15 protein-coding genes are annotated in these 18,047 nt (G+C 64.3%); 8 read left to right on the top strand and 7 right to left on the bottom strand.

What is annotated here, in order from left to right:
* Positions 1 to 13: 13 nt before the first annotated feature.
* Together ACVW17_RS02050 and ACVW17_RS02045 are read right to left on the bottom strand one after the other, a co-directional pair.
* Positions 14 to 1,633: an MDR family MFS transporter gene (locus tag ACVW17_RS02050; protein WP_456750238.1), complete on the bottom strand. Its 1,620-nt coding sequence runs from the start codon at positions 1,631 to 1,633 to the stop codon at positions 14 to 16.
* Positions 1,634 to 1,897: 264 nt separating this feature from the next.
* Entirely contained in the window at positions 1,898 to 3,046 is a 1,149-nt protein-coding gene (locus tag ACVW17_RS02045; protein WP_456750237.1) for an HlyD family secretion protein, read from the bottom strand.
* A gap of 144 nt (positions 3,047 to 3,190) precedes the next feature.
* Between ACVW17_RS02045 and ACVW17_RS02040 the strand changes: the two genes are divergently transcribed.
* The 4 genes from ACVW17_RS02040 (at position 3,191) to mctP (ending at position 7,148) form a co-directional block, all read left to right on the top strand.
* Positions 3,191 to 4,102 (top strand): LysR substrate-binding domain-containing protein, encoded by a 912-nt coding sequence (locus ACVW17_RS02040; RefSeq protein WP_456796738.1) that lies wholly within the window; start codon positions 3,191 to 3,193, stop codon positions 4,100 to 4,102.
* A gap of 239 nt (positions 4,103 to 4,341) precedes the next feature.
* Positions 4,342 to 5,313 carry a Bug family tripartite tricarboxylate transporter substrate binding protein gene (locus ACVW17_RS02035; RefSeq protein ID WP_456796737.1) on the top strand — a complete coding sequence of 324 codons (972 nt, stop codon included), beginning with the start codon at positions 4,342 to 4,344 and terminating at the stop codon, positions 5,311 to 5,313.
* A gap of 148 nt (positions 5,314 to 5,461) precedes the next feature.
* On the top strand, positions 5,462 to 5,647 hold the full coding sequence (locus tag ACVW17_RS02030; RefSeq protein ID WP_456796736.1) for a DUF3311 domain-containing protein: 186 nt from the start codon (positions 5,462 to 5,464) through the stop codon (positions 5,645 to 5,647).
* 10 nt (positions 5,648 to 5,657) lie between these two features.
* Positions 5,658 to 7,148, top strand: coding sequence for a monocarboxylate uptake permease MctP (mctP, locus tag ACVW17_RS02025; RefSeq protein WP_456796735.1), 1,491 nt, complete (start codon positions 5,658 to 5,660; stop codon positions 7,146 to 7,148).
* Here mctP and ACVW17_RS02020 read toward each other — a convergent pair.
* A complete protein-coding gene (locus tag ACVW17_RS02020) occupies positions 7,119 to 10,595 on the bottom strand; it encodes an indolepyruvate ferredoxin oxidoreductase family protein (RefSeq protein WP_456796734.1) in 3,477 nt (1,158 codons plus the stop codon). The genes mctP and ACVW17_RS02020 overlap by 30 nt on opposite strands.
* 156 nt (positions 10,596 to 10,751) lie before the next feature.
* Between ACVW17_RS02020 and ACVW17_RS02015 the strand changes: the two genes are divergently transcribed.
* Positions 10,752 to 11,207 (top strand): Lrp/AsnC family transcriptional regulator, encoded by a 456-nt coding sequence (locus ACVW17_RS02015; RefSeq protein ID WP_456750232.1) that lies wholly within the window; start codon positions 10,752 to 10,754, stop codon positions 11,205 to 11,207.
* 149 nt (positions 11,208 to 11,356) lie between these two features.
* On the opposite strand, the gene ACVW17_RS02010 is transcribed toward ACVW17_RS02015, so the two are convergent.
* Both ACVW17_RS02010 and ACVW17_RS02005 read right to left on the bottom strand, forming a co-directional pair.
* Positions 11,357 to 11,854 carry a hypothetical protein gene (locus ACVW17_RS02010; protein ID WP_456796733.1) on the bottom strand — a complete coding sequence of 166 codons (498 nt, stop codon included), beginning with the start codon at positions 11,852 to 11,854 and terminating at the stop codon, positions 11,357 to 11,359.
* 76 nt (positions 11,855 to 11,930) lie between these two features.
* Positions 11,931 to 12,215, bottom strand: coding sequence for a hypothetical protein (locus ACVW17_RS02005; protein ID WP_456796732.1), 285 nt, complete (start codon positions 12,213 to 12,215; stop codon positions 11,931 to 11,933).
* A 248-nt stretch (positions 12,216 to 12,463) separates the two neighbouring features.
* On the opposite strand from ACVW17_RS02005, the gene ACVW17_RS02000 reads away from it, so the two are divergent.
* From ACVW17_RS02000 to ACVW17_RS01990, 3 genes are all read left to right on the top strand, one after another.
* The gene (locus ACVW17_RS02000; protein ID WP_456796731.1) at positions 12,464 to 13,387 is read left to right on the top strand and encodes a LysR family transcriptional regulator; all 924 of its coding nucleotides are present in this window, start codon (positions 12,464 to 12,466) and stop codon (positions 13,385 to 13,387) included.
* Positions 13,388 to 13,623: 236 nt separating this feature from the next.
* Entirely contained in the window at positions 13,624 to 14,556 is a 933-nt protein-coding gene (locus ACVW17_RS01995; protein ID WP_456750228.1) for a hypothetical protein, read from the top strand.
* Between the two features lie 36 nt (positions 14,557 to 14,592).
* A complete protein-coding gene (locus ACVW17_RS01990) occupies positions 14,593 to 15,705 on the top strand; it encodes a GNAT family N-acetyltransferase (RefSeq protein ID WP_456796730.1) in 1,113 nt (370 codons plus the stop codon).
* 166 nt (positions 15,706 to 15,871) lie between these two features.
* Here ACVW17_RS01990 and ACVW17_RS01985 read toward each other — a convergent pair whose 3' ends face one another.
* Complete coding sequence (locus tag ACVW17_RS01985) at positions 15,872 to 16,669, bottom strand: fumarylacetoacetate hydrolase family protein (RefSeq protein ID WP_456750226.1); 798 nt, start codon at positions 16,667 to 16,669, stop codon at positions 15,872 to 15,874.
* Between the two features lie 12 nt (positions 16,670 to 16,681).
* Positions 16,682 to 18,046: an LLM class flavin-dependent oxidoreductase gene (locus ACVW17_RS01980; protein WP_456796729.1), complete on the bottom strand. Its 1,365-nt coding sequence runs from the start codon at positions 18,044 to 18,046 to the stop codon at positions 16,682 to 16,684.
* Between the last annotated feature and the right edge of the window lies 1 nt (position 18,047).

Below are 18,047 nucleotides of genomic sequence, written 5' to 3'. Positions count from 1 at the left end.
TTCAGTAACAAGGCTAGTGCGCGCCGCCGCCGCCAGCCAGCTGGCCCGGCTTCTTCAGGAACAGGGTTGCGACCAGCGCGATGATCAGCGCCACGCCGAGCAGGTAGAAGGTGTCGCTGAAGGCCAGGATGTAGGCCTGCTTCTGCACGACATTGCCGATCGCGGCGATCGCGCGGTGGGCGGCGGCGGCCTGGTCGGCGATGCCGTGGTTCATGAAATACTGCGTCATCTGCGCGATCCGGGTGCGGGTTGCCTCCTCCAGCAGCGAGACCGACTGCATCAGCACGTTGGAATGATACTGCTCGCGCTTGGTCAGCAGGGTCTGCAGCGCGGCGATGCCGATTGCGCCGCCGAGGTTGCGCATCATGTTGAACAGCGCTGACGCCGATCCGGCATTCTCCGCTTCAATTCCGGCCGTTGCAACCGCCGACAGCGGGGCAAATGCAAGCGCCTGACCGACGGCACGAACGACGTTCGGCCAGAGCAGCTGATCGGCGGCATAGTCGTTGGTCATGTAGATGTTCATGAAGCTGGAGCCGGCGAACAGCGCAAATCCGATACCGATGACGATGCGCGGGTCGAAGCGCTGCATCAGCTTAGGCACCAGCGGGATCAGCACGAGCTGCGGCAGTCCGGTCCATGCCAGCACCATGCCGATCTGCTCGGCATTGTAGCCCTGGATGCGCGACAGGTACTGCGGCAGGATGAACACCGAGCCGTACAGCGCAATGCCCATCAGGAAGTTCGCCAGCATGCCGAAGCCGAAATTGCGGCGGGCGAGCAGGCGCAGATTGAGCAGCGGCTTCTCGACGGTGAATTCGACGATCAGGAAGGCTGTCAGCGCAACCGCTGCGATGACAGACAGGCGGACGATGAAGGGCGAGCCGAACCAGTCGTCCTTGTTGCCTTCTTCGAGCACGGTCTGCAGCGCGGCCAGCCCGATCGCCATGGTGATGATGCCGAGCCAGTCGCCCTGGCGGATCAGCGACAGCTTCATCGGGCTCGGATCGAGCGAGACGTACAGCATCGCGATCATCACGGCGCCGGGCACCAGATTGACATAGAAGATGTACTGCCAGCCCCAGTTCTCGGTGAGATAACCGCCGATGGTCGGGCCGATCGCCGGCGCGAACGTCGCCGACAGCGCGAACAGCGCCAGCCCGATCGGCTGCTTGGCCTTCGGCAGCAGCGTGATGATCAGCGTGAACGCCATCGGGATCAGCACGCCGCCGGTGAAGCCTTGCACGGCGCGCAGCGCGATCATCTGCGGCAGGTCCTGGGCCAGCGCGCAGGCCGCCGAGAACACCAGGAACAGGAACGCATTGGTGAGCAGATAAAGGCGAACCGAGAAGACCCGCGCGAGCCAGCCGGACAGCGGGATCACCACGATCTCGGCAATCAGATAGGAGGTCGAAATCCAGCCACCGTCATCGATGCCGGCGCCGATGCCGCCTTGAATGTCGGCGAGCGAGGCGTTGACGATCTGGATGTTGAGCACCGCCATGAACGCGCCGAGCGTGGCGCCGATCACCGCGATCCAGGTCCGCGTCGAGACCGCAGGCGCGGCGGGTGCTGCGGGTTTCGAAAGATCGGCCGTATTGGCTGCATCGGCTGTGGGCTGGAGTGTGGTCATCGGGGTCGTCCTTGCTGACTCAAACAACATGTATTAGGCGGCCGGTTTCGATAATCCGGGAAAGGGTGGAAGGATTGTCCGGCAGAGCTTGATAATCGGATGCCTAGCTGTTCTGCCGTTCGTAGCGGCTTGCCACAGCAGCTGGTCTATCGCCGGTGTGCGCGGCACGAAGGAGAAGCGATCACGGAGAGGCACACAGCAAAACGCGATCGACCGCCGATGCGGTGATCGATCGCGCTTGGCCAATTGAAGAACCGTTCGTCCCTAGCCGCCGTGCGGCCGCGTCGCCGAGGCAAGCCGGCGCTTCTCGTCGCGTTCGGCCAGCACCGTAGCCTTGGTGTTGACGGTCGGGATCGCCGACATGCCCGGCCGCAGCAGGCCGGTCAGGCTGTGATCGTCGAGCACGATCTTCACTGGCACGCGCTGCACGATCTTGGTGAAATTGCCGGTGGCGTTGTCGGGCGGCAGCAGCGCGAATTCGAGACCGCTGGCCGGCGACAGACTGTCGACATGGCCCTTCAAGGTGGTGCCGTGGAAACTGTCGACGGTGAGCTCGACCGGCTGGCCATTCCGCACATGGGTCAGCTGCGTCTCCTTGAAATTGGCGACCACATACACCGCATCGAGCGGCACCACCGCCATCAGCTGGGTGCCGGCCTGCACGTACTGGCCAACACGGAGCGTGCGGGCGCCGACCGTGCCGTCGACCGGCGCGGTGATCTTCGCATAGGACAGATTGAGCTCGGCCTGCTGCTCGACTGCGCGGGCGCGGTCGACCTGCGCGGCGGCCTGGGCGCGCTGCGTGGTCAACACATCGACCTTGCGCTGCGCTGCCGACAGCGCCGATTTCGCGTGCTGCAATTGCGCGGTGTTGGCGCGCAGCGCCGCATCGGTCTGCTGCGCGCGCTGAATGGTGCCGGAGCCGGACTTCATCAGCCCGTCGTAGCGGCTCTGCTCCTCCTGGGCGAATTTCAGATTGGCTTCGGCGGCTTCGACATCGGCCGTGCTCTGGTCGATGATCGGTTGCTGCAGCTCGAGCTGGGCATCGAGGTTGCGCACCGACGCGCTCGCGGCGTCGACGTCAGCCTTGGCCTGGCCGAGCGCGGTGCGGTAATCGCGGTCGTCGATCTCGGCCAGCAGCTGGCCGGCCTTCACCGGCTGGTTGTCGGTGACCAGCACGCGGGCGATATAGCCCGACACTTTCGGTGCGATGATCGTAGAGTCCGCCTTCACATAGGCGTCGTCGGTCGATTCGAGGTAGCGGCCGGTGGTGAGATAGTCGTAGCCAAAATCGGCGGCGACGGCGATGCCGAGCAGCGCGGCGAGCCCGAGGGCTGCCCGCTTGAACGTCGCGCGCGACGGGCGCAGGCCAATTTTAGCCGATTCGTCAGGGACATAGGTTGTGGTCGACATGGCATCCTCCGGGTCGAACATTCGCGTCCTTCCAGAAAGGGCGCCGATCTCGACCCGTTAGATGCAATGTCCTCCTCGCTGTGATAATCCCGATAAAACTGGAAGCATTATCAAGCCAGCGCTGATAATCCGGACGTCGCGCACATGGATCGCCTGACCAGCCTGACCGCCTTCGTCCGGGTCGTGGATGCCGGCGGCTTTTCCGCGGCCGGCCGCAAGCTCAACATGTCCACCACCATGGTGAGCAACCATGTGCAGTCGCTGGAGGACCGGCTCGGCGCCCGGCTGCTCAACCGCACCACGCGCAAGGTCAGCCTCACCGAGGTCGGCCAGGCCTATTACGACCGCTGCGTCCAGATCCTCGCCGACATCGAACAGGCCGACGACATCGCGGGCGCGTTGCAGTCGGTGCCGCGCGGCACGCTGCGCATCTACACCAACACCCACCTAGCGCAGTTCCTGTCGCCCGCGGTGGTCGAGTTCCTGGCGACCTATCCGGAGGTCAAGGTCGACCTCGCGATCGGTGAACGCAATGTCGACCTGATCGACGAGAATTACGATCTCGCGGTGCGCATGCTCCCGCCGCCGGATTCCAGCCTGATCGTGCGCAGCATCGCGACCTGGCGGCACGTGCTGTGTTGTTCGCACGGCTATATCGAACAGCACGGCAAGCCCGCGCAGCTCGGCGACCTCGCGGAACGCAATTGCATCCGTCACGTCAATTATCCCTATGGCGACGAGTGGCATTTCGTCGACCGCAAGGGCACGCCGGCGTCGGTGAAGGTCAGCGGCAATCTGGTCGCCAACAGCGGCGACACGCTGCGGCTCGCCGCATTGGCCGGCGTCGGCGTGTTCCTCGCGGCAGGCTTCCTGGTGCGCGACGAGCTCGAGTCCGGCCAACTGGTCCGTCTGTTGCCCGAGTACCGGCCGGTCGAGTTCACCATGAACGCGGTCTATCCGCACCGCCATCATCTCTCGGCGAAGGTGCGCACCTTCATCGATCTCCTGGTGCATCACGCCACCGAGCAGCAGAAGCTGATCAATCCGTATTCGTGAGGAGCGTGGAAAGAGCCGCGCACGCACATCTATCTCCGTCACCCTGAGGAGTGCGAAGCGCGTCTCGAAGGGTCGACGGCTCCAGTGTGGCCGTCCATCCTTCGAGGGCCGCTGAAGAGAGCGGCCACCTCAGGATGACGGGACCGGAAGTGGAGCGCTTCCTCCTGCATCATGGCGCCCCGGCCCCCCTCGCATGGCGCTCCCGTGTATCAAGGTCGCGTCACTTGCCGGGGTCCGCCATGCCGCTTCGCTTCCTCGCATCGCTTCTGTTCGCGCTTGCAGCAAACCTGCTGTTGCAGGTGCCGGCGCGCGCCGCCTATCCCGACCATATCGTGAAGATCGTGGTGCCGTTCGCGCCGGGCGGCGGCACCGATGTGGTGGCGCGCACGCTGGCGCAGGAGATGCAGAAGGATCTCGGCGTCACCGTTATCGTCGAGAACAAGCCGGGGGCTGGCACGATCGTCGGCACGCAGAGCGTCGCGGCGAGCCCACCCGACGGCTACACCCTGCTGATGGCGACCTTCGCCAACGCGGTCAATCCGAGCCTCTACCGCAAGCTGCCCTATGACGCGCACAAGGATTTTGCCCCCGTGGCGCTGGTGGCGCGCTCCTTCAACGTCGTGGTGGTCAATCCATCCTCGCCGATCAAGTCGATCGCCGATCTGGTCGCGGCCGCGAAGGCTGATCCGGAAAAGCTGTCCTACGGCACTTATGGCACCGGCACCTCGGCACATCTCGCCGGTGAATTGTTCAAGCACATGACGGGAGTCAATCTCACCACCGTGCCCTACAAGGGTGCGGCGCCGGCCATCACCGACCTCCTGGGTGGCCAGATCCAGGTGATGTTCACGACGGTGGCGAGCTGCGCGTCGCTGGTCGAAGCCGGGCAGCTGCGCGCGATCGGCGTAACCTCGACTGAGCGCTCGCCCGCGTTCCCGCAGCTGCCGACGGTGTCCGAAGCCGGCGTGCCGGGCTACGTCGCGGAATCCTGGTACGGCCTTTACGCCCCTGCGAACACGCCGCCCGACGTGATCGCCCGGCTCAACACGTCCGCGGCCAAGGCCGTGCAGGCGGAGGCCTTCAAGAAGCTCAGCGTCAACGAGGGCCTCGTGATGGTGGCACAGCCTCCGGCCGAGCTCGACCGCTACTTTTCCGGTGAAGAAGCGCGCTGGCGCAAGGTGATCCAGGACGCCGGCATCAAAGCCGAATAGGCAGCGTGCCCGGTGCGGCGATCACATCTTTTTGCATCGCCATGCCGTAACTGTGATTCTAGACGCAACGAATGGTTCCTGGGGTCGTTGATGACGGGACACCGGCAACCCTGCCGGTATGGATCACGCCCGGGGCTGGGAGAGAGCCATGTGGATTCTGTTGCTGCTGCCGTTCATCGGCTTGCTGTGGGTGCCGTTCTATAATTTCGCCGAGCCGTCGCTGTTCGGCTTTCCGTTCTTCTACTGGTACCAGCTCGCCTGGGTGCCGATCTCGTCGCTCTTGATCTGGGTGGTCTATCGCAGCCGCCAGCCAGACGCCGGCGAGCGGCGGTGAGGGGAGAGCCATGACCGATCATATCGCCTGGGTGGCGCTCTCCGTCTTCGTCTTCTTCTTCGCGCTCGTCACCGTGATGGGCTTCTTCGCCGCACGCTGGAAATCCGGCCCGGTCAGCGAGCATCTCGACGAATGGGGGCTCGGCGGCCGTCAGTTCGGCACCTGGATCACCTGGTTCCTGGTCGGCGGCGATTTCTACACCGCCTACACCGTGATCGCGGTGCCGGCGCTGGTCTACGCGGTCGGCGCCTATGGCTTCTTCGCGCTGCCCTACACCATCATCGTCTATCCCTTCGTGTTCGCCGTGATGCCGGTGCTGTGGAAGAAGGCGCATGCCAACGGCTATGTCACCGCCGCCGACGTCGTCCACGGCGCCTATGGCTCGCGCGCGCTCGAGCTCGCGGTGGCGCTGACCGGCCTGGTCGCGACCATGCCCTATATCGCGTTGCAGCTGATCGGCATGGAGGTCGTGATCAAGGCGATGGGTCTGACCGGCGAACTGCCGATCATCGCCGCCTTCGTGATCCTCGCGCTTTATACCTATAGCTCCGGCCTGCGTGCCCCGGCGCTGATCGCCTTCGTCAAGGACATCATGATCTACATCGTGGTGCTGACGGCGGTGGTCGTGGTGCCCGCGAAGCTCGGCGGCTACGGCGCGGTGTTCTCCGCGGCCAACGACGCCTTCACCGCGAAGGGCGGTGCCACCGGGCTGACGTTGAAGCCCGCCCAGTATCTGCCTTATGCGACGCTGGCGCTCGGCTCGGCGCTCGCCGCCTTCATGTATCCGCATACGCTGACGGGCATCTTCGCCTCGAAGTCGGCGGATACGATCCGCAAGAACGCGATCCTGCTGCCGGCCTATACGCTGCTGCTCGGCCTGATCGCGCTGCTCGGCTACATGGCCTATGCCGCGGGCATCAAGGTGACGTCGCCGAACGACGTAGTGCCGATGCTGTTCAAGACACTGTTCCCGGAATGGTTCGCGGGATTTGCGTTCTCGGCGATTGCGATCGGCGCGCTGGTGCCGGCGGCGGTGATGAGCATCGGCGCCGCCAATCTGTTCACCCGCAATGTCTGGAAGTCCTACGTCAACCCGGACATCTCGCACGCCGGTGAAGCGTCGGTGGCCAAGATCACCTCGCTGGTGGTGAAGGTCGGCGCGCTCGCCTTCATCCTGTTCCTGCCGACGCAATATGCGCTCGACCTGCAACTGCTCGGCGGCCTCTGGATCGTGCAGACGTTGCCGGCCCTGGTGTTCGGCTTGTTCACGGTCTGGTTCCGCGCCGAAGGCCTGCTGCTCGGCTGGGCCGCCGGCATCGGCTGGGGGACCTATACGGCATGGAGCAACGGGCTGAAGCCGCTGGCCAGCATCTCGCTCGGCGAGAACAGCTACACTTTCTATGTCGGCCTTGGCGCGCTGCTGCTCAACATCGTGGTGGCGGTGCTGGCGACCGTCGTGGTCGGCGTGATCTCACCCGCCAAGCGCGGCGCGGCGGCCTGAGCCGTCGCCGATATCTGATGGGGCGGAGGTGAGAAGCGCGGTCAGCCGCTCCACCTCCGCCTTGGTCTTTGCGATCGCGTTGTCCTTCACCGGCCCGTAGCCGCGGATCTCCATCGGCGCTTTTGCGATCGCTGTGAGATCGGGCAGGCGTGCCGCATCGAGCTTGCCGAGCAGCGTGTCGATCAGGGCCTCGTACCAGCCGATCAGCTCGCGCTCGGCGCGGCGCTCCGCGGTGGTACCGAACACGTCGAACGGCGTGCCGCGCAGTCCTTTCAGCCCCGCGAGCAGCCGCAGCGGCGTCTGGATCCATTGCCCGAACGCGCGCTTCCTCGGCCGTCCGCGTGCATCCTGCCGCGCCGGGAGGAAGGGCGGTGCGAGATGGTACCGGACTGTGAAGTCGCCATCGAACTCGCGCTTGAGCTCATCGAGGAAGCCGGTCTGCATATGCAGGCGCGCCACCTCGTATTCGTCCTTGTAGGCCATCAGCTTGAACAGCGACTGTGCCACGGCGTCGGTCAACGTCTCGCTGCCAAACGCAGCCTCGGCGCGGCGGACGCGCTCGACCGTGGCGCGGTAGCGTGCGGCATAGGCCTCGTCCTGATAGTCGGTGAGGAAATCGGCGCGGCGCGCGATTATCTGCTCCAGCGTCTCCGGCGCATTGGCCGCAGCACCGTCGGCCTTCGGTAGAAAATCCGGATCGGCAAAAGCGAGCCGGCCCCAGGCCAGCGCCTGCTTGTTGCGCTCGATCGCGACGCCATTCAGCTCGATCGCGCGCAACAAGGCCTCCAGCGACACCGGCACCAGGCCCTGCTGCCAGGCAAAGCCGAGCATCATGATGTTGGCATACACGCTGTCGCCGAGCAGCCGTTCGGCCAGTGCATTGGCATCGATCGTGGTGAGATTGCCCAATCCAATCACCCGCTCGATGGCGCGCAAGCGAACCGGCGAGGCGAGGTCGGCATCGCGGAAGCGCACCACGTCGCCGGTCGGCATCTCCGCGGTGTTGACCGCGGCGCGCATGCCCTTGCGATAGGTGCCGGACGCCTTTGCCGACGAGCTCACCACGAGGTCGCAGCCGATCAGCGCATCGGCCGCGCCCTGGTCGATCCGCACCTGATGCAGTGCGCCGGGCCTAGCCGCCAGCCGCAGGAAGCTCAGCACCGGGCCGAACTTCTGCGCGAAGCCGGTGAAATCGAGCACCGAGACGCCGCGGCCCTCGAGATGCGCCGCCATTGCGATCAGCGCGCCGACGGTGATCACGCCGGTGCCGCCGACGCCGGTGACCAGCAGATCGTAGGGCTTGTCGAGTGTCGCAAGCTCCGGCGCCGGCAGCGTTGCCGCGCGCGCCAGCGGATCGATCGCGCTTGCGCTCCTCGCCCGGCGCTTGCCGCCCTCGATGGTGACAAAACTCGGGCAGAAGCCGTTGAGACAGGAGAAATCCTTGTTGCAGGTCGAGAGGTTGATCTTGCGCTTGCGGCCGAATGGCGTCTCTGTCGGCTCGACGCTGAGGCAGTTCGATTCCACCGAGCAGTCGCCGCAGCCCTCGCAGACGAGGTCGTTGATGTAGGCGAAGCGCGCCGGATCTTCGATCGTGCCGCGCTTGCGCCGCCGCCGCTTCTCGGTGGCGCAGGTCTGCTGATAGATCAGCACGGTGACGCCGGAAATCTCGCGCAGCTCGCGCTGCACGGCATCCATCTCCTCGCGCGGATGGATGGTGACGCCGACCGGCAAATCCGCCGGCGAGAAATGTGTGGGATCATCGGACACCAGCGCAATGCGCGTTACACCTTCGGCGCGGACCGAGTGGGCGATCGCCTGCACGCTGACCGGGCCGTCGACCGGCTGGCCGCCGGTCATCGCGACCGCGTCATTGAACAGGATCTTGTAGGTGATGTTGGCGTTGGCCGCGATCGCCTGCCGGATCGCCATCGAACCGGAGTGATAATAGGTGCCTTCGCCGAGATTCTGGAACACATGGCGGTTGCCGGTGAATTTCGACGAGGCCGCCCAGTTGACGCCTTCGCCGCCCATCTGGATCAGCGACGAGGTTTCGCGGTCCATCCAGCTCGCCATGAAGTGGCAGCCGATGCCGGCCAATGCCTTGGAGCCGTCGGGCACTTTTGTCGAAATGTTGTGCGGGCAGCCCGAGCAGAAATACGGCGTGCGCGTCGCGCCGGGGACTGCGATGGTGCGGTCCTGCTCGGGTCTGAGCGCAGCGACGCGTTGTGCCAACCGCAGCTCCGGAAACATCGGGTCGAGCCGCCGCGCCAGCACGTCCGCCAGCATGCGCGGCGACAACTCGCCGGTCCAGGAGATCAGCCGTGCGCCGGCTTCGTCATGCTTGCCGACCATGCGTTCCGGCTTGGCGCCGGGATAGTCGTAGAAATATTCCTTGAATTGGCTCTCGATGATGCCGCGCTTCTCCTCGACCACCAGGATCTCGCGCTTGCCCTTCACGAATTCCATCGCGTCGTGCAGCGCGAGCGGCCACACCATGCCGACCTTGTAGATGTCGATGCCGAAGCGGCGGCAGGCGGCTTCATCCAGCCCGACCAGTCGCAGCGCCTCCATCAGATCGAGATGCGCCTTGCCCGTGGTGACGATGCCGTAGCGCGCGTCCTTGATGTCGTAGATGCGGCGGTCGATCGGGTTGGTCTTGGCGAAGGCGTAGACTGCGTGCTTCTTCGCTTCCAGCCGCTCCTCGATCTGCGGGCCCGGCAGGTCCGGCCAGCGATAATGCAGGCCGCCGGGCGGCGACACGAAATCCGGCTGGATGAAACGGCGTGGGGCGGGCAGCTCGACCGAGGCGCCGGATTCGACGATCTCCGAAATCGCCTTGAAGCCGACCCACATGCCGGAGAATCGACTGAGCGCGTAGCCGTATTCGCCGAACGCGAGATACTCGCCGACATCGGCCGGATGCAGCGTCGGCATGAACCAACTCATGAAGGCGACGTCGGATTGATGCGGCATCGAGGATGACACGCAGCCATGATCGTCGCCGGCGACGACCAGCACGCCGCCATGCGGCGAGGAACCGTAGGCATTGCCGTGCTTCAGCGCATCGCCGGAGCGATCGACGCCGGGGCCCTTGCCGTACCAGAGACCGAACACGCCATCGACCTCGCGATCCCTTTGCGTCTCGACCTGCTGCGAGCCGAGCACCGCGGTCGCCGCGAGGTCCTCGTTGACCGCAGGCAGGAATTCGATGCGGCTGTCTTTCAGCTGTTGCTTGATCTTCCACAGTTCGAGATCGACGCCGCCGAGCGGCGAGCCGCGATAGCCGGAGATGAAGCCCGCGGTGTTGAGCCCCGCGGCGCGGTCGCGCCTGCTTTGGTCGAGCGCGATGCGGACGATCGCCTGCGTGCCGGTGAGGAAGACGCGACCGCGCTCCCGGCTGTAGCGCGCCGACAGCTGGTAGGCGTCGAGCAGCGGCATCTGGCCCATGACCGGTCCCTCGTGGAATCGCGATGTCTGATTGGACGAGGCTATGCCTGCGGGGCTGGTAGGTCTTACCTATCTATCCGTTTGCGATGCGGATTTCGATAGGATATTGCCTATAATCGTGTGATTTGGAAAAATCTACCTAATCGGAGCTCTGCGATGGTCGAAGAGCAAGACGAACGAATTCTCGCCGAGCTGCAAAGGGATGGCCGCGCCACCAACCAGCAGCTTGCGGAAACCGTGGGGATGTCGACCTCGGCGTGCTGGCGCCGGGTCCGTGCACTGGAGGAGACCGGCGTCATCTCAGGCTACTCGGCGCTGGTGGCGCGCGAGCGCGCCGGCTTCGCCACCTCGGCGATCCTGCACGTGTCGCTGGAGCGGCACGACGTCAAATTCGTCGATGAGTTCGTCGCGCGGGTGATGCAGCGCCGCGAGGTGCTGGAATGCTTCGCGACAACCGGCGACGCCGACTATCATCTGCGCGTCGTCGTGCGCGACATGGACGATTACAATAGATTCCTGGACGAGTTCATGTTCCGCATCCCCGGCATCCGCCATGTCCGCACCAACGTGATCCTGAAGGAAATCAAGACCGGCGTGGCGCTGCCGTTCTAGTTCGTCGTTCGAGGTGCGCGCGTCTCTCTCTCTCTCGTCATTCCGGGGCGTGCGCAGCACGAGCCCGGAATCCATTGCTCCACATGCCATGTGGCCCGATGGATTCCGGGCTCTCGCTGCGCGAGCCCCGGAAGGACAAGGATAGACCTCTACGCCTCAGCCGATTTGGTCTGCATCAGGAGCATGAAGATCATGACATGGCTCACCAGCAGCAGCGGCACGTAGAGCGCCGGGATATAGATGCCGGCGCCGAACAGGCCGGGATCGGCGTTCTTCGTCGCGCCCATGAAGTAGGCGTTGAGAAGATCCAGCGTGCCCCAGATGTTGAACAGCCAGACGATCGGGGTAGCGATCGGCCAGCGCCACGAAAGTGCCGCCGTCGCGAGCAGCGCGAGAACTGCGGCGGTCAGATCGCCCCAGCCGACCGCGCCGGCAAACACCGGGTTTACCTCCGGCGACACGAAGCCGGTGACCAGGAAGTTCATCCCGAGAAACCGGAAGGCATGGAACGCTGCAAGCAGCCGCAGCGCCTGGTGGCGCGGCCAGGTGCGGAGCGCCGGCCAGACATAGGTCACGGCCACCACCGCACTGGTCAGGAATGCTCCGGCGACGCTGAGCAGGAATGGGACGTTGAGACTGACTGGCATGGTCGGCTCCCTTCTGATTGTCGATCGGGGTCGAGGAGGTCGAACCCGACGATCGGGCTCGACCTCGGCGAGGCGTTCAGGGCTTGGCCAACAGCAGGCGGAGCGGCAGCAGCGGGCCGACCGCGATGTAGTCGTGGTCCATGATGTCGAGTTTGGACAATGGCAGGCCTTCCATGATCGCGTGGGCCTCGGACGTATCCTTGGCGTCGAGCAGGAAGACGACGCCGCGCCCGTCGGACCGCGAGTACCATTCGCGCACCTTGCCATTGAGATAGAGCTGCACGGTCTGGCGGATTTCGTCCGGCATCACGGCCATCACCTGATCGCGGGTGACGCCGGCCTTGACGGTCAGGATGACCATCACACCGGTGGTTATGGGGGAGACGGCTTGAGCTTGTGTCTGGGCGGAAGATGGAGCGGTCATGGTGGTGGCGCCTGTCAAAGTGAGGGTGAGAGCCAGGAGGCAGTGATGGATTGCTTTCATCGGTCGCGTGTCTCCGCTCGCGACACCGTCGTGATGTCGCGTGGATCAGCGCATATCGCGCTGCTTGCGGCTTGGATGTAGGGCTGGTTCCCGTGCGCGACTATTCGCGATAATGTTCACAGGCCATGAAGCAGAGCTTCACAGTCCGGCAGGGCGCGCTCGACGGCGTCGAGGCGTTTCTGGCCGTCGCCCAGCACCGCAGCTTTCGCCGCGCGGCGACCGAGCTCGGGGTGACGCCGTCGGCGATCAGCCAGGCGGTGCGCGCGCTCGAGGCGCGGCTCGGCGCCGTGCTGTTCATCCGCACCACCCGCAGCGTCGGGCTGACCGAGGCCGGCGAGCGATTTCTGGCGCGCGCAAGGCCGGCGTTCGAGGAACTGGTGGCCGCGAGCGGCGCAGCGCGCGAGCTCGGGCAGAAGCCGGCCGGGCTGTTGCGCCTCACCGTGCCGCGCTCGGTGGTGCCGATCCTGCTGGAGCCGTTGATCGCCTCGTTCTGCAAGGCCTATCCAGAGATCGAGGTCGAGCTCGCCGCCAGCGAGGAGCTGGTCGACCTCGCTGCCGGCGGTTTCGATGCCGGCATCCGGATGGGCCAGTTCATCAACCCGGACATGGTCGCAGTGCGCCTGACCAAGCCGTTCCCGTTCGCGATCGTCGGCAGCCCGGATTACCTCGCGCGGCGCGGCCGCCCCAAGCGTCCGGACGATCTGCGCGCGCATGCTTGCCTCAGGCTGCGGCGATCGAATGGCGGGCTCGCGCCGTGGTCTTTGAACGACAATGGCCGGTCGATCGAGCTCGCGGTATCCGGCTCGTTCATCGGCCATGATTTCCCGACGCTGGTCGGCGCGGCGGTCGAAGGCGTGGGTCTGGCGCAAGTGCCGGCACCACTGATCACGGGCGCCGTGAAGGAGAAAAGGCTCGTCCGCGTGCTGGATCAATTCGCGCCGACGACGCCCGGCGTGTTCCTCTATTATCCCGGCCACCGCCAGATCATGCCGAAGCTGCGGGCGTTCATCGATCACGTGAAGCGTCGGCCCGGGGCAAGGCTTCTCTAGACTCTTAGCAAATTGCATAAAATTTGAATGACCGGGAACCGGACGCGAAAAGCGTTGCGCCGTTTGCGCGATGGTTGAGGCGATGTCGTGTTAACCTCGACTGCGTTTGCAACAATTTGTCCTATTTAACGCGATCGCAACACCACGTACCTCATGTGGACCATCGAGAAGTACCTAGAGAAGTACCATCGAGAAGACCGGGAGTTCGGCAGTTCGTCCGGCGGGGAGCGTCGAAAATGAATTCGGTAAGTATGCAGCGCGATATCGTCGTCGATTGGCAGGCTCAACATGAGCGTCTGTTCGGCTTGCACGCCATCAAGCTTCGGCATCGTCTGGCCGAGAGCGAATTGTTCTCACGGGAGAGCATAGGCAAGCTGATCGAGCGCTGCCCGAAATCGCATCTCGGGCTTGAATCCGTCAGCTTCGACGGCGATACGCCGAAGCGCATCTATGGCGAGCTCGGCGGCAGCTCGGGGCTTCAGGCGATTGAAGCGATCGAGAAGGGGCGCATCTGGATGAACATCCGCCGCGTCATGGACTGGGCGCCCGAATACAACGAGCTGCTCAATCAGATATTCTCCGAATTTGAAGCGCGGATGAGCGGCTTCAAGACCTTCAAGCGGACCCTTGGCGTGCTGGTGTCGTCGCCGAATGCGAAGGTGCCCTATCACGCCGACATTCAGGGGCAGTCGCTCTGGCAGATCTCGGGTGTCAAGCGCGTGTTCATTTATCCGCGCTCGGACGTCTTCATGCCGCCGGAAAACGTCGAGAAGATCCTGCTGCGCGAGACCAACGAAGACGTGCCTTACCGGAGTTGGTTCGACGAGTTCGCGACCGTGTTCGACCTGCATCCGGGCGAGATGCTGACATGGCCGCTCTACGCACCGCACAAGGTCGAGAACCACGATTGCCTGAACATCTCCGTCACCATGGAGCACTGGACGCGATCGACCTGGAATGCCTATGCGGTGCATTACGGAAACGGCGTGCTGCGCCGGACGCTCGGATTGCGCAACACGTCGACGCGCGATCACGGGTTGCACGTCTATCCAAAGGCCACCGCGGCCATGATCTGGAAGAAGATGGGCCGGCAGATCGAGGGCGACGTCGTCAAAAGCCGGGATTTCCGGATTGCGCCCGAAAGCGAAAATGGAATTCGCGCGCTGTGATGAGCCGTTGCCGGCCGTATCCGAGAGACGCTTCAGATGTTGGCGCCAAACAGAAGCCCGTATCCGATCGACCTGCATATCGGCATCGAACCCGAGTTCGATTTCCGTTCGGCCGAGTATCGCGCCTTTCACAATCTCGAGCGTGCGACGGTGTTTCAGGCGCCGTCATGGCTCGATGCCGTCCACCGCAAGCTGATGCCGCATCTCGCGGCGAAGCAGTACACGCTCACGATCCGCAATCTCGACCGCACGCTGCTTGCGGTCATTCCGCTGGTCCTGCAACGGTCGGCGGGATTGTCGATGCTGCTGCCTGCCGATTTCGGCGTCTGCGACTACAACGCCATCATCGCGGACCCGGCGACGCTGGAGATGCTGGCCGCTGATCCGTCCGTTGTCGACCGGATCGACCGGTTGCTCGACGTTGCCGACGTGCTGATGTTCCGCAAGGTCCGCGATGATGGTTTCGACGCCCGCAGACTGTTCAGGAAAACGGTCGCAAGCCGCAACGAGAACGCGGCCTATCACAGCGAGACCGGCCCCGATTTCGAGGTGTGGCAACGCCAGACGATCAGCAAGAAATACTCCAAGGAGCTGCGACGGCTGGCCAGGCAGATCGAACGCGAGTTCGGTCCGTACGAACATCGCCCGGCGCGGACCGAGGCCGAAATTCGCGACGCGTTCAGGTTTCTCAAATCTGCACGGGACGGCCGGTTTGAAGGCGATTTTCTCGACAATCCCATCTACGAACAATTCTATTGCGACATCGCCGTCGCGGGAATCGAGTCCGGCGAGGCGATCACCTATGTCAGCTATCTCAATGGCGAGCCGGTCGCTGCCCTGTTCGGGCCCGCCTGCGAAGACGAGTTTCATGCCGTCCTGATCGGCTCCGACATTCAGCGGTTCGGCAAATTCTCGATCGGCATGCAGCTGATCTATCGCGTGATCAAGTTGCGGTTCGATCAAGGCCTGCGCCGGCTCGACATGGGTCTCGGAAATACGGGTTACAAGTCGCAGTTTCGTGTCGAGGAAACCGGGTTGCAGAATTTCACATCGTCCCGTTCGCTGGCCGGATCGCTGATTTCGCTCGTGTACCATCGCGCCAAGCCGCTCAAGCGCGTGCTCGGGCGGTTCTCATCCCACGTGCGTTGATCGCCGGGACGACGAACGGAGAGAAACCCGTATTTGGGCTCCATCACCGTCACCCTGAGCAGATCGCGCAGCGGCCGTCTCGAAGAGCCGACGGCCACCAGCTGAGCCGTTCATGCGTCGAGACGCCGCTACGCGGCTCCTCAGGATGACGGGGAAGGGGCGGCGCTCACGCCTTCTCCTTCACGAACCTGTTCCGCAATGTCCCGATCCCGGTGATGTCGATCTCGACCACGTCGCCGTCCTTCAGGTCAGGCGAGGCGCCGTCGGTGCCCATCCAGATCACGTCGCCCGGCGACAGGGTGAAATATTTGGTCAGCTCGACCAGGAAGGGCACGATGCCGAAGATCATCTCATTGGTGTGGAAGCGGCCGGTCTCCTTGCCGTTGACGCGGATCGCGGTCTCCATGCCGTCGAGGTCGACATCTGTCTCGATCCACGGGCCCATCGGCTTGAAGGTGTCGGCGTTCTTCGAGCGCCACAGGCTGCGGTCCGCCTTCTGCCAGCTGCGCTCGGAGACGTCGTTGCCGATGGTGTAGCCGAACACGCAGTCCATCGCGTTCGCTTCGGTGAGGTGCTTGACTTTCTTGCCGATCACGACGACGAGCTCGCCCTCGTAGTGGATCTTCTCGGTCGCGCTCGCCGGGATCACGACGTCCTCGTCATGGGCGATCAGTGCGTTCTGGGCGCGGTAGCCGATCTCGGGACGATCGGGGACGTTCGGCACCGTGCCGGCCTTGTCGGCGGCTTCCTTGAGGTGCTTCAGATAATTCAGCCCGACGCAATAGAAGGTGCGCGGGATCAGCGGCAGCTCGATCTTGACGTCCTTCAAGGCGTGGGTCTTCGACGTCCTGCTCCATTCGCCAAAGGGATCGCCGTTGACTGTGATGACGGTGTCGCCTTCGACGAGGCCCCAAGAAGGAGCGCTCGCGGTATTGCCCGCGGCGGTGAATTTCAGCCAGCGCATGATGATGTCCCTCTATTCCGCAGCCTGTGCGCGGGTCTTCCAGGCGCCCGCGGCGGGACGCTTGAGCCCGAGATTTTCCCGCAGCGTCGTGCCGGCGTAATCTTTGTGAAAGAGCCCGCGCTTCTGCAACTCGGGCACCACATGGTCGACGAAGTCGGCGTAGGAGCCCGGCACGTAGCTCGCCGCGACCACAAAACCATCGCAGCCGCGATTGATGAACATTTCCTCCAGCCGGTCGGCGATCTCCTTGGGGCCGCCGACCATCGCGTCCTGCACCTGACCTCGGCCGGAGAAGGTGATGAAGTCGCGGGTCGAGGGATTGGTCTTACCCGAGGTGCGCAGCACGCCGTCCCGGATGCCGAGCATGCCTTGCATGCCCTGCAATTCCTCCGTCGTCAGCGGCTCGTCGATGCCCTTGGCGCCGAAATCGAAGTTGAGGCCTTCGGCGAGCAGCGACAGCGCGTCGATCTCGAGCGGCAGCTTCTGGATCACCGCCATCCGGTCCTCGGCCTCGGTCTTGGTCGCGCCGGTGACCGGCGTGATCAGGTTGCAGAGGAACATCTGGTCGGGATCGCGGCCGGCCTTGGCGGCTTCGCCCCGGATCGCGTCATAGCCCTGCTTGGCATTGGCGAGATTGCGGGCCGCGGTGAAGATCACTTCACCCCAGCGTCCGGCAAAGCGCTGGCCGCGGCCGGACGCGCCGGCCTGGATCACGACGGGATGGCCCTGTGCCGAGCGCGGCACCGTGAACGGCCCGCGCGAGGTGAAGAATGCGCCCTTGTGGTCGAGCCGCTTGACTTTGGTCGGATCGGCGAAGCGCCCGCTCGTCTTGTCGATCACCAGCGAGCCGTCTTCCCACGCGTCCCAGTGGCCGAGCACCACTTCCATGAACTCGTCGGCGCGATCATAGCGGTGATCGTGCTCGAGATGCTGTTCGCGACCCATGTTGAGCGCTTCGCCGTCATTGACCGACGTCACCACGTTCCAGGCGGCGCGGCCGCCCGTCATCAGGTCGAGCGTGGCAAAGCGGCGGGCGACGTCGAACGGCTCGAAATAGGTGGTCGACGCGGTCGAGGCGAGGCCGAGCCTGGTGGTGACCATGCCCATCGTGGTCAGCACCACGATCGGGTCCATCTTCACGCAGCGGATGCCGTATTCGACGGTGTGGGTGTGATCGTTGCCGTAGCGGTCGGGCATTGCGAGGCGGTCGTCGAAGAACGCCATGTGGAACTTGCCGCGCTCCAGGATGCGCGCGATCTCCTGGTAGTAATCCGCGGACATCGAGTCATCGCGCGACTCCGGGTGGCGCCAGGAACTCGGCAGGTTGGTGCAGTTCTGCGCCTGCAAGAAGCCAACCAGCGCCATTTGCCGTGTCATG

This window comes from Bradyrhizobium sp. USDA 4473, from assembly GCF_054063335.1.
Note: the sequence above shows the minus strand (reverse complement) of the source record. Positions and strands in the feature narration are given on the sequence as shown.

Bases quoted from the DNA above. Each gene is read 5' to 3' on its own strand.
- ACVW17_RS02000 (WP_456796731.1), top strand. From the start codon at position 12,464: ATGAAGCAGAGCTTCACAGTCCGGCAGGGCGCGCTCGACGGCGTCGAG.
- ACVW17_RS02005 (WP_456796732.1), bottom strand. From the start codon at position 12,215: ATGGTCATCCTGACCGTCAAGGCCGGCGTCACCCGCGATCAGGTGATG.
- mctP (WP_456796735.1), top strand. From the start codon at position 5,658: ATGACCGATCATATCGCCTGGGTGGCGCTCTCCGTCTTCGTCTTCTTC.
- ACVW17_RS02045 (WP_456750237.1), bottom strand. From the start codon at position 3,046: ATGTCGACCACAACCTATGTCCCTGACGAATCGGCTAAAATTGGCCTG.
- ACVW17_RS02035 (WP_456796737.1), top strand. From the start codon at position 4,342: ATGCCGCTTCGCTTCCTCGCATCGCTTCTGTTCGCGCTTGCAGCAAAC.
- ACVW17_RS02015 (WP_456750232.1), top strand. From the start codon at position 10,752: ATGGTCGAAGAGCAAGACGAACGAATTCTCGCCGAGCTGCAAAGGGAT.
- ACVW17_RS02010 (WP_456796733.1), bottom strand. From the start codon at position 11,854: ATGCCAGTCAGTCTCAACGTCCCATTCCTGCTCAGCGTCGCCGGAGCA.
- ACVW17_RS02020 (WP_456796734.1), bottom strand. From the start codon at position 10,595: ATGGGCCAGATGCCGCTGCTCGACGCCTACCAGCTGTCGGCGCGCTAC.
- ACVW17_RS01985 (WP_456750226.1), bottom strand. From the start codon at position 16,669: ATGCGCTGGCTGAAATTCACCGCCGCGGGCAATACCGCGAGCGCTCCT.
- ACVW17_RS01980 (WP_456796729.1), bottom strand. From the start codon at position 18,046: ATGACACGGCAAATGGCGCTGGTTGGCTTCTTGCAGGCGCAGAACTGC.
- ACVW17_RS02040 (WP_456796738.1), top strand. From the start codon at position 3,191: ATGGATCGCCTGACCAGCCTGACCGCCTTCGTCCGGGTCGTGGATGCC.
- ACVW17_RS02050 (WP_456750238.1), bottom strand. From the start codon at position 1,633: ATGACCACACTCCAGCCCACAGCCGATGCAGCCAATACGGCCGATCTT.
- ACVW17_RS02030 (WP_456796736.1), top strand. From the start codon at position 5,462: ATGTGGATTCTGTTGCTGCTGCCGTTCATCGGCTTGCTGTGGGTGCCG.
- ACVW17_RS01995 (WP_456750228.1), top strand. From the start codon at position 13,624: ATGAATTCGGTAAGTATGCAGCGCGATATCGTCGTCGATTGGCAGGCT.
- ACVW17_RS01990 (WP_456796730.1), top strand. From the start codon at position 14,593: ATGTTGGCGCCAAACAGAAGCCCGTATCCGATCGACCTGCATATCGGC.